Source organism: Proteus sp. G4415, from assembly GCF_963896075.1.
In the GTDB taxonomy this organism is placed as follows: Bacteria; Pseudomonadota; Gammaproteobacteria; order Enterobacterales; family Enterobacteriaceae; genus Proteus; species Proteus mirabilis.
The window spans coordinates 13,367-29,176 of record NZ_CAWQOK010000054.1 but is presented as its reverse complement, the minus strand read 5'-3'; the positions used below and the strand labels follow the sequence as shown (position 1 = coordinate 29,176).

General features: G+C 39.8%; 17 protein-coding genes. 2 read left to right on the top strand and 15 right to left on the bottom strand.

Annotated elements, in window-relative coordinates; translation table 11 throughout:
• Positions 1-30: 30 nt before the first annotated feature.
• The 11 genes from AACU95_RS05605 to trmJ all read right to left on the bottom strand — a co-directional run bounded on the left by AACU95_RS05605 (position 31) and on the right by trmJ (position 8,499).
• Positions 31-456: an enhanced serine sensitivity protein SseB C-terminal domain-containing protein gene (locus tag AACU95_RS05605; protein WP_004248435.1), complete on the bottom strand. Its 426-nt coding sequence runs from the start codon at positions 454-456 to the stop codon at positions 31-33.
• Between the two features lie 27 nt (positions 457-483).
• A complete protein-coding gene (pepB, locus tag AACU95_RS05600) occupies positions 484-1,779 on the bottom strand; it encodes an aminopeptidase PepB (protein ID WP_004243837.1) in 1,296 nt (431 codons plus the stop codon).
• A 280-nt stretch (positions 1,780-2,059) separates the two neighbouring features.
• Entirely contained in the window at positions 2,060-2,254 is a 195-nt protein-coding gene (iscX, locus tag AACU95_RS05595; RefSeq protein ID WP_004243841.1) for a Fe-S cluster assembly protein IscX, read from the bottom strand.
• Between the two features lie 15 nt (positions 2,255-2,269).
• On the bottom strand, positions 2,270-2,605 hold the full coding sequence (gene fdx, locus AACU95_RS05590) for an ISC system 2Fe-2S type ferredoxin (protein ID WP_004243842.1): 336 nt from the start codon (positions 2,603-2,605) through the stop codon (positions 2,270-2,272).
• A 2-nt stretch (positions 2,606-2,607) separates the two neighbouring features.
• On the bottom strand, positions 2,608-4,458 hold the full coding sequence (gene hscA / locus AACU95_RS05585; protein WP_017627967.1) for a Fe-S protein assembly chaperone HscA: 1,851 nt from the start codon (positions 4,456-4,458) through the stop codon (positions 2,608-2,610).
• Between the two features lie 11 nt (positions 4,459-4,469).
• Complete coding sequence (hscB, locus tag AACU95_RS05580; protein ID WP_004243844.1) at positions 4,470-4,991, bottom strand: co-chaperone HscB; 522 nt, start codon at positions 4,989-4,991, stop codon at positions 4,470-4,472.
• Between the two features lie 48 nt (positions 4,992-5,039).
• Positions 5,040-5,363, bottom strand: coding sequence for an iron-sulfur cluster assembly protein IscA (iscA, locus tag AACU95_RS05575; protein ID WP_004243846.1), 324 nt, complete (start codon positions 5,361-5,363; stop codon positions 5,040-5,042).
• 90 nt (positions 5,364-5,453) lie between these two features.
• Entirely contained in the window at positions 5,454-5,840 is a 387-nt protein-coding gene (gene iscU / locus AACU95_RS05570) for a Fe-S cluster assembly scaffold IscU (RefSeq protein WP_004243847.1), read from the bottom strand.
• A gap of 24 nt (positions 5,841-5,864) precedes the next feature.
• Complete coding sequence (locus AACU95_RS05565) at positions 5,865-7,079, bottom strand: IscS subfamily cysteine desulfurase (RefSeq protein ID WP_004243849.1); 1,215 nt, start codon at positions 7,077-7,079, stop codon at positions 5,865-5,867.
• A gap of 67 nt (positions 7,080-7,146) precedes the next feature.
• On the bottom strand, positions 7,147-7,641 hold the full coding sequence (gene iscR, locus AACU95_RS05560) for a Fe-S cluster assembly transcriptional regulator IscR (RefSeq protein ID WP_004248437.1): 495 nt from the start codon (positions 7,639-7,641) through the stop codon (positions 7,147-7,149).
• Between the two features lie 129 nt (positions 7,642-7,770).
• Complete coding sequence (gene trmJ / locus AACU95_RS05555) at positions 7,771-8,499, bottom strand: tRNA (cytosine(32)/uridine(32)-2'-O)-methyltransferase TrmJ (protein ID WP_017627966.1); 729 nt, start codon at positions 8,497-8,499, stop codon at positions 7,771-7,773.
• A gap of 124 nt (positions 8,500-8,623) precedes the next feature.
• Here trmJ and suhB point away from each other — a divergent pair, with 124 nt between their 5' ends.
• Positions 8,624-9,427: an inositol-1-monophosphatase gene (suhB, locus tag AACU95_RS05550; protein WP_004243855.1), complete on the top strand. Its 804-nt coding sequence runs from the start codon at positions 8,624-8,626 to the stop codon at positions 9,425-9,427.
• Positions 9,428-9,518: 91 nt separating this feature from the next.
• On the opposite strand, the gene AACU95_RS05545 is transcribed toward suhB, so the two are convergent.
• From AACU95_RS05545 to glyA, 4 genes are all read right to left on the bottom strand, one after another.
• Positions 9,519-10,193: a CerR family C-terminal domain-containing protein gene (locus AACU95_RS05545; protein WP_004243856.1), complete on the bottom strand. Its 675-nt coding sequence runs from the start codon at positions 10,191-10,193 to the stop codon at positions 9,519-9,521.
• A gap of 25 nt (positions 10,194-10,218) precedes the next feature.
• Entirely contained in the window at positions 10,219-11,487 is a 1,269-nt protein-coding gene (locus tag AACU95_RS05540; RefSeq protein WP_017627965.1) for a M24 family metallopeptidase, read from the bottom strand.
• A 175-nt stretch (positions 11,488-11,662) separates the two neighbouring features.
• A complete protein-coding gene (locus AACU95_RS05535) occupies positions 11,663-12,817 on the bottom strand; it encodes a 3-phenylpropionate MFS transporter (RefSeq protein ID WP_012368131.1) in 1,155 nt (384 codons plus the stop codon).
• 92 nt (positions 12,818-12,909) lie between these two features.
• The gene (gene glyA, locus AACU95_RS05530) at positions 12,910-14,163 is read right to left on the bottom strand and encodes a serine hydroxymethyltransferase (RefSeq protein WP_004243862.1); all 1,254 of its coding nucleotides are present in this window, start codon (positions 14,161-14,163) and stop codon (positions 12,910-12,912) included.
• Between the two features lie 365 nt (positions 14,164-14,528).
• Between glyA and hmpA the strand changes: the two genes are divergently transcribed.
• Positions 14,529-15,719, top strand: coding sequence for an NO-inducible flavohemoprotein (gene hmpA / locus AACU95_RS05525; RefSeq protein WP_004248443.1), 1,191 nt, complete (start codon positions 14,529-14,531; stop codon positions 15,717-15,719).
• Positions 15,720-15,810: the final 91 nt, after the last annotated feature.

Genomic DNA, 15,810 nt, shown 5'->3' with positions numbered 1-15,810 from the left:
GAGATATCGCCTAAACTGCAAAAAATTAGGTTAGGTATTCAAATTAACGATTGGAATACCCTTACGAAGAAAGCCCCCTAATTTGCGTTGATAAAAAGGGGTTACATGGTGAGTCATAAAATGACTTACACCTTGCTCATCTTTATTCACAAAACAGAAATCCAGAGATTGTCCTTCTTCTAGATGCTCAAAAGCGGCTTCAGCAGCTTGTGGGAGTATCTGAGCAATAATATTTTCTTCTCCAGTGATTTCTAGCCCAATCAAATAAAATGACTCATCATCACCTTGCTCCAAAGCATTAACAATAAATGCACGACGAATAGGCTTATGTTGACCAAAAAATTCGCTCAATGCTTGTGTTAATTTTTCAGGCTGTGGCTCAAGCACACTCAGTTGTAGAGAAGAACCTTCAACAGCAACAATTTCTTGTACTTCAAATTGTTCAGATACATCCATTACAAACTCCAAATCACATAATGTTTATTATTTTGCTTTTGTTAATAATAAATTAGCGATAGAACGAACACCATATCCTGTTGCCCCAGCAGCCCATTGCTCTACAGATGATTTTCTGTAAGTTGCTGAACAGTCGATATGTACCCAGCCTTTTTTATAATCTTTCACAAAGTGAGAAAGGAAAGCGGCTGCTGTACTTGCGCCTGCGGTATGTGAAGGTGCGGCAATATTATTGAGATCAGCAAAACTTGATGGTAACTGGCTACGATGGAAATCAGCTAATGGTAAGCGCCAGAACAGTTCATTTTCTTGATCTGCACTTGCTAATAATTCATTCGCTAATTTATCATCAAAACTTAATACAGAGTGATAATCATTACCTACGGCCACTTTAGCTGCACCTGTCAATGTTGCCGCATCGATAATTAATTCAGGGGCAAAGTTGCTAGCATCAATTAAACCATCTGCTAAAACTAAACGACCTTCTGCATCCGTGTTCATGATTTCAACGGATTTACCATTACGATAACGGATAATGTCTCCTAACTTAAAGGCATTACCGCTAACCATATTATCAGCAATACAGAGCAATAGTTTTACGCGTTTATTTAAACCTCGTGTAATAGCTAAAGCCAAAGCACCTGCTAAGGTTGCAGCACCGCCCATATCCGCTTTCATAGAATTCATGGAAGAAGAAGGTTTGATGCTATATCCGCCTGAATCAAAGGTGATCCCTTTACCAACAAGACAGGCAAAGATAGGGGCTTCAGCATCTTTAGTTGGATTAAAATCTAATGCTAAATAGACGGGATCACGTGAAGAGCCTCGACCTACGGTATAAATTCCCGCATAGTTCTGATCTCTCAGATCAGCCCCTTTGGTGATTTTATAGCTGATATCTTCTTTATCTAAACCACAGAACAGATCAACAGTACGCTGAGCCAGTTGTTCAGGCCCTAACTCTTCTGCTGGGGTATTTATTGTGTCACGCACCCAATCAACAATGCGGATACGCGACTCTAATTCTTTTTTGTCCGCTTCACTTAATTGTGGCCATTCGATTGAACGTGCTCCTTTAGGTGCTCTAAAACCTAACCAAAACGCCCAACTACGTTCTAAATCCCAGCCGTCACCAACTAGAGCAACATTACGAATACCTTGACCATCAATTTTGCGCCCACCACGCTGAATGGCCCCTAAGCGGTTTTCTTCCGTTAAGTGAACGGTCATGCCAGTTTCGTTAGTGCTAATTAGTGCTTTTTCTCCCCAACATGCTGCTGCAGGTTCATTAGACAGCATGATAGGCATAATTTGTTTATTCATTTATTATCTCACTTATTATTACTGATGGCAGTTAACCTATTCAGACTACCAGATATTTACCTTTTAGCGTGATCAATTTACTGCAAAAAATCAGTCACGACTATTCTCATTAAAGCCTTTTAGCTAATTGCATGTTACTTTACGAGCAATATCCCATAAACAAACGCTGGTTACTCAGTCTTTTGGGGTATTTATTCCTCTTTTAAAGTTAAATCATACTGAGCAATAAAAACAAAAAGACTGGCAATTAACCAGTCTTTCGCATTAATCATTTACTCGATTATTCAAATTCATCAAGCCAAACTAATAAAATTGCTTCAAGAATTTTTTCATTCGATTTTTGTGGATCATCATCAAAATCGTCTAATTGGCAAATCCACTGATGCATATCGGTAAAACGAACGGTTTTTGGATCTGTATCGGGGTAGAGATCATAAAGTGCTTCCCCTATTTCACGTGTATCACTCCATTTCATTTTAAACTCCTAAAATCAGTGTTCTCTCGCATGGTTGATAGAATATTTAGGTATTTCAACGACTAAATCTTCATCAGTTACCTTCGCTTGGCAACTTAAACGACTTTCTGGCTCTAATCCCCACGCTTTATCTAACATATCGTCTTCCAGCTCTGTACTTTCATCAAGAGAATCAAAACCTTCACGAACGATACAGTGACAAGTGGTACACGCACACGACATTTCACACGCATGTTCAATCTCAATGCCATTACGTAATGCAACATCAAGAATAGACTCACCTTCAGTGGCATCAACAACAGCACCTTCCGGGCAAAGAGTGCTATGGGGTAAAAATACAATTTTAGGCATAGTTATATCTCATCCACAGAATGACCTGCCAACGCTTGACGAATGGAAGTATCCATACGACGCGCAGCAAATTCCTGAGTTTGCTTATCCAGTTGTTTAATGGCGTTTTCAATGGCAACAGGATCTGTTCCCTCAACGCTTTCTATTAAAGTATCTACAACATTATCGATAGCCGTTTTCTCATCTTCAGTTAAGAGATGAGCATCTTCTTGTAATGCTGCGGTTAAACTTTCTAACACGCGAGCGGCTTCGACTTTTTGCTCGGCAAGACGACGAGCTTGTAAATCTTCTTTGGCATTTTCCATTGAAGATTGGATCATATTAGCGATTTCTGTATCACTAAGACCATAAGAAGGTTTTACCTGTACTGAGGCTTCAACACCAGTGGATTTTTCCATCGCACTAACGCTTAATAAACCATCAGCATCCACTTGGAAGGTAACACGTATATGTGCTCCCCCCGCCGCCATTGGTGGAATACCCCGCAAAGTAAAACGGGCTAATGAGCGACAATCACTCACCATTTCACGTTCACCCTGTACCACATGAACACTCATGGCAGTTTGACCATCTTTAAAAGTGGTAAATTCTTGTGCTCTCGCAACAGGGATAGTGGTATTTCGTGGGATCACTTTTTCAACCAGCCCGCCCATGGTTTCTAAACCTAATGAAAGCGGAATAACATCCAACAAGAGCATTTCGCTATCAGGTTTATTACCTACCAGAATATCTGCTTGAATAGAGGCACCAATAGCAACAACTTTATCAGGGTCAATCGAAGTTAATGGTTCACGTTTAAAATAATCGCCTACCATTTGGCGCACCAGCGGCACGCGAGTTGATCCGCCCACCATAACCACTTCGAGCACTTCATCCACGTCAACATCAGCATCTTTTAATGCTCGACGAACAGATAACAACGTACGTTTAACTAAAGGTTGAATTAATAATTCAAATTCAGCGCGGGTAATTTCCCCTTTCCAACCATTGATATTGATATCAGCCACATCATTATCACTTAAAGCGATTTTAGTTTCTGAGGCAATATCAAGTAATTGACGTTGTAAAATAACATCATTTTGATAGCCAAATCCCGCACGCTCTCTGATCCAGTCGGCTAACATCATATCAAAGTCATCACCGCCTAACGCAGTATCACCACCAGTTGCTAAGACTTCAAACACCCCTTTAGTTAAACGTAAGACAGAGATATCAAAAGTTCCGCCCCCTAAGTCGTAAACGACAATAGTGCCTTCTTTTCCGGAATCTAATCCATAAGCAATCGCGGCAGCAGTAGGTTCATTTAATAAACGTAATACATGTAAACCTGCACGACGTGCTGCTTCTTTAGTGCCTTGACGCTGTGCATCATCAAAATAAGCAGGTACAGTGACAACCACACCATCAAGTTCACCACCTAATGATTGTATTGCACGCTCTGCTAAGGCTTTTAAAATATCCGCAGAAACTTGAATAGGATCGACAATGCCAGCAGGTGTTTTAATTAATGGCAGTCCACTATTATTGTCATGAAAATGGTAAGGGAGGTTAGGATAACGACTGGTTATATCATTTAGCGAGCGCCCCAGCATTCGTTTTATTGAGCTGATGGTATTGGCGGGATCTTTTTCGGCTTCTTGTTTCGCCTGCCAGCCAACATTAATATTATCAACTTGATACTGCACAACAGATGGCAATAAATAGCGACCTTCACTATCAGAAAGCGCTTCGGCTTGCCCACTACGTACAGTGGCAACAAGTGAGTGTGTTGTTCCTAAGTCAATACCCGCAGCTAATCGACGCTGATGTGGCGCAGGTGTTTGTCCTGGCTCGCTAATTTGTAATAATGACATAACAATTTTCCTTAAAAACCATCAAACAAGCGTTCTTCAAGATGCTCGACTTGCTCTTTTAATTTCGCGAGAAAACGTAATTTTCTCACATTGTCTGCGGCAATGTCCCAAGTCTGACTGTCCAGTGTTTTCACCATTTCATCATAGCGTACAGTGTACATTTTCTCTAAGCGCGCAGAAAAATCAGCCAGTAAATTTTCAGCATCAGTACTATGCTCTATATCATCCAGCTCTTCACGAAGCGTAAGCTGCTCCATAAGAAAAGCCGTATCGTGCATCGTTTGTTGCTCATTAGCAATATCGATGCCCTGTAAAGAGAGCATATATTCAGCTCTTGAAAGTGGATTTTTTAAGGTTTGATAAGCCTGATTGATAGTCGAAGCAAACGAAATTGCTTGTACTTGCTCTTTGTCAGATTTACCCGCAAAACGATCGGGGTGATATTGACGTTGCATCTCTTGATAACGAGAAGCAAGCTGTTGTTTATCAATATCAAAACGATTAGGCATGCCTAATAGGGTGAAATAGTCCATACTTCTGCTCTTGGATTAATTGATATTAATACCGTGTATAAATATTGATTACACGGTAAAGCTTTCTCCACAACCACATTCGTTAGCCACGTTTGGGTTGTTAAACTTAAAGCCCTCGTTTAATCCTTCTTTAACGAAATCAAGCTCTGTTCCATCTAAATAGACCATGCTTTTACCGTCAATAATAACTTTCACACCTTTATCTTCAAAAACGGTATCTTCGTCATTGATGACATCAGCAAACTCAAGAACATAAGCCATCCCAGAACAGCCTGATGTTCTTACGCCTAAACGCAAACCTTCGCCTTTGCCACGATTAGCAAGAAAAGAGCGAACACGGTTAGCAGCGGCTTCTGTAAGGGAAATTGACATGGCACACCTCACTCATAAAGAACGAAAGCGGACACTGAAACATAACCTTCAGCATCCGCCAATATTTTATTTTTTTATTATAACAGGCAATTATTTGCCTTGGCGTTTGCTTTTATAGTCTGCAATCGCGGCTTTTATTGCATCTTCAGCCAGAATTGAACAGTGAATTTTCACTGGTGGTAATTCTAACTCTTCAGCAATTGCGGTATTTTTAATCGCTTCTGCTTCATCTAAGGTTTTACCTTTCATCCATTCGGTAACCAAAGAGCTTGATGCAATCGCTGAGCCACAACCATAAGTTTTAAAACGTGCATCTTCAATTACACCGTTATCATCAACTTTGATTTGTAGCTTCATGACGTCACCACAAGCTGGTGCGCCTACCATACCGCTCCCCACTGTAGGGTCGTTGTTATCAAATGAACCCACATTACGAGGATTTTCATAATGATCAATTACTTTATCGCTATAAGCCATGATTTAACTCCTGAAAACGTCTGATTAATGGTGAGACCATTCGATACTGTTGATATCAACGCCTTGTTTATGCATTTCCCAAAGTGGAGAAAGATCACGTAAGCGACCAATTGCACTGTGAATTTGTTCAATTGCATAATCGATTTCTTCTTCAGTGGTGAAACGACCTAAAGAGAAACGAATAGAACTATGTGCTAATTCATCGGTTAATCCTAAAGCACGTAGTACATAAGAAGGCTCTAAACTTGCTGATGTACAGGCTGAACCTGAAGATACAGCAAGATCTTTCAGTGCCATCATTAATGATTCACCTTCAACATAGTTGAAGCTGACATTAAGAATATTTGGCGCTGTATGTTCTAAAGAACCATTGATATACACTTCTTCAATATCTTTGATGCCATTCCATAAACGTAAACGTAATTCATTTAAACGTTTAGTTTCATCAGCCATTTCTTCTTTCAATATACGGTAAGCTTCACCCATACCCACAATTTGGTGAACGGCTAATGTACCTGAACGCATACCACGCTCATGCCCACCACCATGCATTTGTGCCTCTAAGCGAATGCGTGGTTTACGGCGAACATAAAGCGCACCAATACCCATAGGTCCGTAAACTTTATGTGCAGAAAGAGAAAGTAAATCGACTTTTAATTTGGAGAGATCGATTGGTAATTTACCGACGCTTTGCGTTGCGTCAACGTGGTAAATAATGCCTTTGCTACGGCATAATTCACCAATAGCAGCAATATCTTGCACCACACCAATTTCATTATTCACGTGCATGATAGAAACTAAAATAGTGTCGTCACGCATAGCGGCTTCGAGTTCTTTCAAATCAATTAAGCCATCGCTTTTTGGTGCTAAGTAGGTCACTTCAAAACCTTCACGCTCAAGCTGACGACAAGTATCTAAAATCGCTTTATGCTCAGTTTTTGATGTGATGATGTGCTTACCTTTTTTCTGATAAAAGTTTGCAACACCTTTTAGTGCCAAGTTATCTGCTTCAGTTGCCCCTGAGGTGAAAACAATTTCACGAGGATCAGCACCAATAAGATCAGCAATCTGATTACGAGCGATATCGATCGCTTCTTCAGCTTGCCATCCAAAACGGTGCGAACGAGAGGCTGGGTTACCAAAAATGCCGTCAATAGTCAGGCATTGCATCATTTTTTCAGCAACTCGAGGATCAACGGGTGTGGTTGCTGAATAATCTAGATAAATGGGTAATTTCATTGCTCACTAACTCCAAAGACGACAGATCTTCTTTAATAATTTTGTTTTGTTTGCCTAGAGATCGCCGTTAAACTCGCATATTAACAATGGTTTCTTGTAAACGACCATTGATAGCATGACGTTTTTCATTGTCTTGACGATCAGCGACATCCATAACCTCTTCGTTATTAACTAACTCTTCAAGGCTAATGCTGCTAAGGAAACTGGTAATACGATCACTTAAATCACGCCACAAAGTATGAGTCAGGCAACGATCGCCACCTTGACATCCTTCTTTATTACCCTGACAACGGGTAGCATCAACAGATTCATCAACTGCTGAAATGACTTGAGCAACAAAAATTTGCCCCGCTTCACGACCGAGTAAATAACCACCACCCGGGCCACGCACACTTGCGACTAATTCATTTTTACGTAAACGTGAAAAAAGCTGCTCAAGGTAAGAAAGGGAAATCCCTTGACGCTCAGAAATATCAGCGAGGGGGACAGGGCCTTGCTGCGAATGCAATGCAACATCAAGCATAGCAGTAACTGCATAACGCCCTTTTGATGTCAGTCTCATAACAAATACTCCGTGGTGAACAATAGTCAAATTGTGTCATTCCTGAGTAATTTAGTCAACTATTTATCTGAGTGTTTTAGTCAGGTATTAAGCTCAGCAACAATGACGCATGTTAATCAACTTAATCCTTTATTTCTTAGCCCATTTTTCAACGGATGTTAAAATACCACGTAAGATATGAAGCTCTTGTGTTTCTGGACGTGCGCGCGTAAACAAGCGGCGTAAACGACTCATCACTTGTCCTGGATGTTTAGGACGAATAAAACCAGACTCATTAAGTACCTGCTCTAAGTGAACATAAAAGCGTTCAATATCTTCAGCGGGTGGATAATCAATCTCTGATGAAGCATTTTCCTCTTGTTTTTCCTGTTGAGCAAGTGCAGCCATGCGAATTTCATAACAAACAAGTTGCACCGCCATCGCTAAGTTTAAAGAGCCATATTCAGGGTTGGTAGGAATATAGAGGTGGTAATCACATTTTTGTAATTCTTCATTAGTTAAGCCTGTGCGTTCACGGCCAAAGATCACCGCAACGGGCTTATTTGCTGCCTCTTTTACGCAACGTTCACCACATTCACGAGGTGCTAGCATTGGCCAAGAGAGCGTACGATTACGCGCACTTGTTCCAACCACTAACCCACAGCCTTCAATGGCATCATCAATAGTATCAACAATATGAGCATTGCCAATAACATCGCTTGCCCCTGCTGATAAGGCTATAGAGTGAGAGTCGGGTTTTTCTTTAGGATTAACAAAATAAAGATTCGTTAATCCCATGGTTTTCATAGCACGAGCTGTCGAGCCCATATTGCCTGTATGTGAAGTTTCGACAAGGATAATGCGAATATTTTCTAACATTGATTTCTAACTAATTGTTTTATGATCCATCTATTTTATCACAAATGTAGCCAAAAACGCGAACGCCTGTTATACTTCGCCTCGTTTTTTATCCCCGTTCTTTAACATCTTGTGGAAGATAACCATGCATCCGATGCTGAATATTGCCATACGTGCTGCACGTAAGGCTGGTAATTTAATCGCCAAAAATTACGAAAATCCTGAATCTGTAGAAACGAGCCAGAAAGGTAGCAATGATTTTGTCACTAATGTTGATCGCGAAGCGGAACAGGCAATCATTGAAATCATTCGTAAATCTTATCCAAAACACACCATTATTACGGAAGAAAGTGGCGAGTTACTCGGTGAAGATCACGATATCCAATGGGTTATAGATCCACTTGATGGCACCACTAACTTTATTAAACGCCTACCACATTTTTCTGTTTCTATCGCTGTACGTATCAAAGGTCGCACAGAAGTTGCTGTGGTTTACGATCCTATGCGTAACGAACTTTTCTCAGCTGTTCGTGGTCAAGGTGCACAATTAAATGGTTACCGCCTCCGTGGCTCTAATGCACGTGATTTAGATGGTGCTGTTTTAGCAACTGGTTTCCCATTCAAAGCAAAACAACATTCAGCAGCTTATATGAATATGCTGACTAAACTGTTTGTACCATGCGCTGATTTTCGTCGCACAGGTTCAGCAGCATTAGATTTAGCTTATGTTGCCGCGGGTCGTGTGGATGGCTTCTTTGAAATTGGTTTAAAACCTTGGGATTTCTTAGCAGGTGAACTTATTGCTCGTGAAGCGGGTGCAATTGTATCTGACTTTACTGGTAATCACGGCTATCTACAAACTGGTAATATTGTTGCGGGTAATCCTCGAGTTGTCCGAGCATTATTGGCAGAAATTCGTAGCGAATTAACTGATGCTTTAAAACGTTAATTGATACGAATAACAATAAAATATAAAAAACTATCTTATAAAATGATCCCCAATAGTTGGACAGCCAATTACTGGGGGTCTTTTTTATTGCCTATGCGTTTTCAATTAAAAGGGCATTTACTGAAAGTTGGCTAATTTCTTGTACAATCTTATCTAATAGTTGTGATGTTATCTCTTGCTTATTAACACGTAATAGAAAAGCTTTTCTTGCAATGACAAACCCTAATATCTGACCAATAAGAGCATGAGCACGAATAGTGATTGTTACTTCATCACTCTTTGTATCCATTAATCCAACTAAACGAGAAAGACGAAGATGAAAAGGCTCAATCAGATTACTATAAATAAGATCGTAATTTTCCGTCGGTTCTAACTGTTCACGTAGAATCAACTGACTGTAATAATGGCGTTTTGATGATAATAATGCACGAGTTAAACCTGTGACTAGTAATAGAACTAATTCAGCCACTTTTTCATTTTTATAAGGTCGGTTTTCTTTCAATAAAAACTGAAGCTTATTATCAAATTGGTCAAACTGAATTTCAGAGGCTAATTCTGTCGCAATATATCGGATCACTGCTGTATAAACCCCTAATTTTCCGCCAAAGTGGTAAGGTATTGCTGATTGATTAACACCAGCATCTTGCGCAAGTTGTCGCGTTCTCAATCCACTGATCCCATATAGTGCAAAAAGCCTAATACCTTCTTGCACTAATTTCTCTTGAGTTTGTTCTGTACTTACTGCAGTTTTACTGGTGTTTTTCATTATAATCAACTGGTTACTATTAGGACTATATATCTGCCCGCATTAATTGTGTTGAGTTAGAATTTAACTCAATCCCTTTGCTTTTGCCAACCACAACAGTGCCACCTAAATTACATAAGTGGTGGCCGAAGCCACAATTAGGCTCAAAAGCAAATGTCATACCTTCTTGTAATACCAATTCTCTCCCTGGATTAGGTAATCGCTCAATTTGTTTATAACGATGAGCAAGAGGTAATGATTCAATACCTGGCGCTGTGCCAAAGCCGATTGGACCATAAGGATTAATACTGTGAATAAGTGGATGAACATGCCATCCCCCTGATTCTAATAGTGGTTTTTCCATTAAATCAACTACTTCACCAAAGGTTATCCCTGCTTTTAAATGTTCAACGCCAATTTCATAGCATTCACGTGCAACTAATGCTGCTTTTTCTAAGTTTTCGTGAATTTTACCTACAGCAACCACCGCTTGATGTTGCGTTTCATACATTCCATATAAAGCAAAAATCTCTGATAATATAATATCACCCATTTGAATTTCACGAGGTGCTTGTGAGCGATATTGCCAAACAGGAGGCCCCCAACCGATATACTCAGATCCTGATCCCATTAAAATTTCAGCGGTAAATCCCCCCCTTGATAAACAAGTGGCAGTAATTGCGGCCGCAAGCTCCGCCTCTGTTGCACCAGGCCTTGCAGTCACTCGCATTGCCTCGCTCATTGCTTCACCAATGGCGGCAGCATATCTTACATGAGCGAGCTCTTCTTCACTTTTAACTGATGCCCGTCTAAAGAAATCACGATACACACTGCTAAATTTTGCATAAGGAAATGCTTCCTTAATACCATTTAGAGTATTAAATGGCATTGCACCATCAAAATAAAATGGGGGATAAGGTTCTAAGCCAATAATACCAATATGTGCATTTTGTTGTACTCCCATCTCTTTTAGAAAATGAGCAATACTACGCCCTGTTTTTCCTACAACAAGATTATCTTCATCAATCCACTGCAAATCACCACGTAGTTTTGCCTGCATATGATCAGCTATCATCATTGGTGCAAAAGTAACTATCAATGGTTTCTTATCTTCATGAAAAATAACAACCGATCCTAATCTGTCATTTGTAAAATAGTGGTCAATACAAAACGGTGCAGGTGCTGCCGATTCTCTATCACCATAAATAATCAATGTATCTAATTGGTTATCTCTCATAATGTCTCTAGCTAACTGCCAGCGTCGGTCTCTTTCTTGTAAAGAAAAACTAGCTGGGATCACTGATTTACTTTTCATAGTAATACCTTCTTCTATTCATTCATTTGAATGAATTAAATTTAGCTTTAATATTTAAAATGATCAATCGTTTGGTTGATCAAAAAATGCGCTTTAAAAAATAAAAAGAAAAAAACCTGTAATATCAAAAGGTATTACAGGCTTAGACGTTTATGAAAAATAGGAAATAAAAGGATTAAGTATTTTGCGGTTGTACTTTCGGTCTAATAAACATTGCAGGAATAGTTAATGCCGCCATCAACCAGAAAATAAGGTATTCTTGGTTAGGAAGTTTTTCATATAACCATCCCGATACAATCGTCATAATAGCGATACTTCCCCCCATTGCTAGAGCAGAATAAACCGCTTGTAAACGAATAATTTCATGCTCTTGACGTGCAGTAATAAAACGCATTGCCGCTAAATGGCATACGGTAAATGTGCCACTATGCAAAATTTGTACAATAATAAGTGCCGGTAATGCTGTAAAACTGCCCATCATCCCCCAGCGCAATAGCCCTGCAAATGCTGAAAGTAATAATAAGTTTCGAGCACTCCAACGGCGGAATAAACGACGGCTAAACATAAAGACAACCACTTCAGCAACTACGCCTAAGGACCAAAGATAACCAATCGTTGCTGTATCATAGCCTGCTTTTTCCCAATAGAGTGCGCTAAAACCGTAATAAGCAGCATGAGCACCTTGTAGTAAAGAAACACATAATAGAAAACGCCAGACTGGGCCATCTGAAATCAGTTTCATAAATGAAACATGATGGTGTTCCGCTTTTTTGACCTTACCTTGGGGCATGATTTTCGGACGTAACATTGAGGTAAGGAATAATGCAAGAGTACTGGCAATCAATCCATAAAGAATAATCGGGTGTCCAAAAGCATCAATCAATATCCCCAATAATGAGGAACTAATAATAAATGCAATAGATCCCCAAACCCGAATTTTTCCATAATCTAAAGGAAATTGTTTTTGCCATGTTCCCGCAAGTGAATCTCCCAAAGGCACCATGGGTGCAAAAAAAACGTTAAATCCGGTCATTACCAAAAAGAGCCAAGCCCAATGAGTGCCCAACATAAATGCAACGGTAAATAGGAGAGATAAAAAAGCAAAAAGTCGCAGTGCAGTAATGAGCTTTGATGGATCTTTTACAGCCGGCGTTAAAATCAAGCTTCCTACAAAACGAGCGGTTAAGCCCACCCCAAGTAGTAAGCCTATCATCGCAGGATCAACCCCCTCGCCCTTTAACCAGATAGACCAAAAAGGCAAGAAAATACCATATGAGAAAAAATACGTAAAATAATCTAAGGCAAGCCACAGTGTTGATGGAATAACCATCCAACCCCCCATTTTTAACATGCAAAAAAACCCGCCAAGAACATGTTCTCGAAGCGGGCTTGTATAACGGGTTTTATTATATCGTTACAAACTTATGCGTAAACTGGAAATTTAGCGCAGATATCCAAGACTTTTTGTTTCACTTTTTCAATGTTCGCTTCATCATTGATATTATCAAGGACATCACACATCCAACCGGCTAAATCTTTTGCTTCCGCTTCTTTAAAACCACGACGTGTAATCGCAGGAGAACCAATACGAATACCAGATGTAACAAATGGACTGCGAGGATCATTTGGCACACTATTTTTGTTCACAGTGATATTAGCACGACCCAGTGCAGCATCAGCATCTTTACCTGTAATATCTTTATCAACTAAGTCTAATAAAAACAGGTGGTTCTCTGTGCCACCAGATACTACTTTATAACCGCGCGCTAAGAAAACGTCTACCATTGCTTTCGCATTTTTTGCAACTTGTTGCTGGTAAACTTTAAACTCAGGTTCCATTGCTTCTTTTAATGCAACGGCTTTACCCGCGATCACATGCATTAAAGGACCACCTTGAGAGCCAGGGAATACGGCAGAGTTTAATTTCTTATAAAACTCTTCATCGCCACCCTTAGCAAGGATAAGACCACCACGAGGACCTGCTAATGTTTTGTGTGTTGTTGTAGTCACAACGTGAGCATGTGGTACTGGGTTTGGATAGACACCCGCTGCAATCATACCTGCAACGTGAGCCATATCGACAAATAAGTAAGCCCCTACACTATCTGCGATTTCACGCATTTTAGCCCAATCAACCAAACCTGAATAAGCTGAAAAACCACCAATGATCATTTTTGGTTTATGCTTTTTAGCTTGCTCAGCGATATCTTGGTAATCAATTTTACCGGCTTCATCAATACCATAAGGAACGATATTGTAGAGTTTACCAGAGAAGTTAACCGGAGAGCCGTGAGTTAAGTGACCACCTTGGGCCAAATTCATCCCTAATACTGTATCACCCGGTTTAAGTAATGCCATATACACAGCCGCATTCGCTTGTGATCCAGAGTGAGGTTGTACGTTTGCATAATCAGCACCAAATAGTGCTTTGGCACGATCAATAGCTAATTGTTCAACAACATCAACGTATTCACAACCGCCGTAGTAGCGTTTACCTGGATAACCTTCTGCATATTTGTTGGTCAGCTGAGATCCCTGCGCCTGCATAACACGAGGACTAGTATAGTTTTCAGAAGCAATTAATTCGATGTGCTCTTCTTGACGAGTCACTTCACCTTCCATTGCATTCCATAATTCCGGATCGTAATCAGCAATATTCATTTCACGTTTTAACATTCACATCTCCTGACTCAGCTAACTTCACTAAAGGCGAACTCCCTTACGGGAGTAAGAATGACATACAGTGTAAACTCTTTTTCCTCATTGAGATAGTCCCAAAAGAAAAAATACGCAATCGTTTGCTAAGCCACTATAACACAGTTCTATTACTTTTTGATAACCTCATTTTATCTGCTGTTTTTGTTCTTTTTGAGGCACATCTCGCTAATTTATGTAAACCCTCAACATCATTCTCTAAGATTTCCCCATTTTCCTAAAAAAAATAAAAACTCAGATTTACAAATAAAGCAAAAAGATATAAGTTGTATTAAAAATACATGTTATAAAAATCATATTAAACTGAATATTTTTCAGGAGCAATTATGTTAGATGCACAAACTATCGCGACAATTAAATCCACTATTCCTCTTATTGCTAAAACAGGCCCCGCGTTAACGGCGCATTTTTACGACAGAATGTTCTCTCGCCATCCTGAGTTAAAAGATATTTTTACTATGAGCCACCAAAGCAGTGGCGCACAACGTGAAGCGTTATTTAATGCGATATGTGCTTATGCAACGCACCTTGAGGATTTACCTGCTATTTTGCCGGCGGTAGAAAAAATTGCACAAAAACATGCCAGTTTGAATATTCTTCCTGAACATTATCCTATTGTTGGAGAAAACTTATTAGCCACCATTGATGAAATGTTTAACCCGGGCAAAGAAGTGCTTGATGCTTGGGGAGCCGCTTACCAAGTTTTGGCTGATGTCTTTATTAATCGGGAAGAGCAAATTTATCAACAAAAAGAACAAGCTTCAGGAGGCTGGCGAGGATTACGCCACTTTAAAGTTAAGCATAAAGTAAAACAAAGTGAGGTTATTACCAGCTTTGAATTAGAGCCTGAAGATGGACAAGCGGTTACACCTTACCGTGCAGGCCAATATTTAAGTATTTATATTCGTGATGAGAAACTTGCAAATCAAGAAATTCGTCAATATTCCTTAACGCAATCGGCAAACAATAAAACCTATCGTATTGCGGTAAAACGTGAAGACAAGGGAATTTTATCTAATTTTCTTCATGACCATATCCAAGAAGGAGACATCTTACAAGTTGCCGCACCAGGGGGCGATTTTTATTTAGATATCTCATCAACAACGCCTGTCACATTAATTTCAGCAGGTGTAGGCTTAACTCCTATGTTAGCGATGTTGCACACTCTCTCTTCTCACCAAGCACAAGTCAATTGGTTACATGCAGCGGAGCATGGTGGCGTGCATGCTTTTAAGGAAGAAATCGCACAAGCAGGAAAGCAAATTGAACAATATCAACAAGCCGTATGGTATCGTCTCCCTCGTACTGAAGATATAATCAATAAAGACTATCAATTTGAAGGGTTGATGGATTTAACCAAGATACATGAATGGCTATCAATACCTAATATGCAGTTCTATTTCTGTGGACCATTACCTTTTATGCAATCTGTCGCTAAACAACTTATTGCTCTCGGTATTGAAAGCGATAAACTTCATTATGAGTGCTTTGGCCCTCATGCTGTTATTAGCCAATAACAGCCAGAATAGGTAAGAGAATAAATTAAATAATAAGGAAAAAGCGCTGATTATTTTACTATTCAGCGCTTTTTATATTGGAAACAACTAA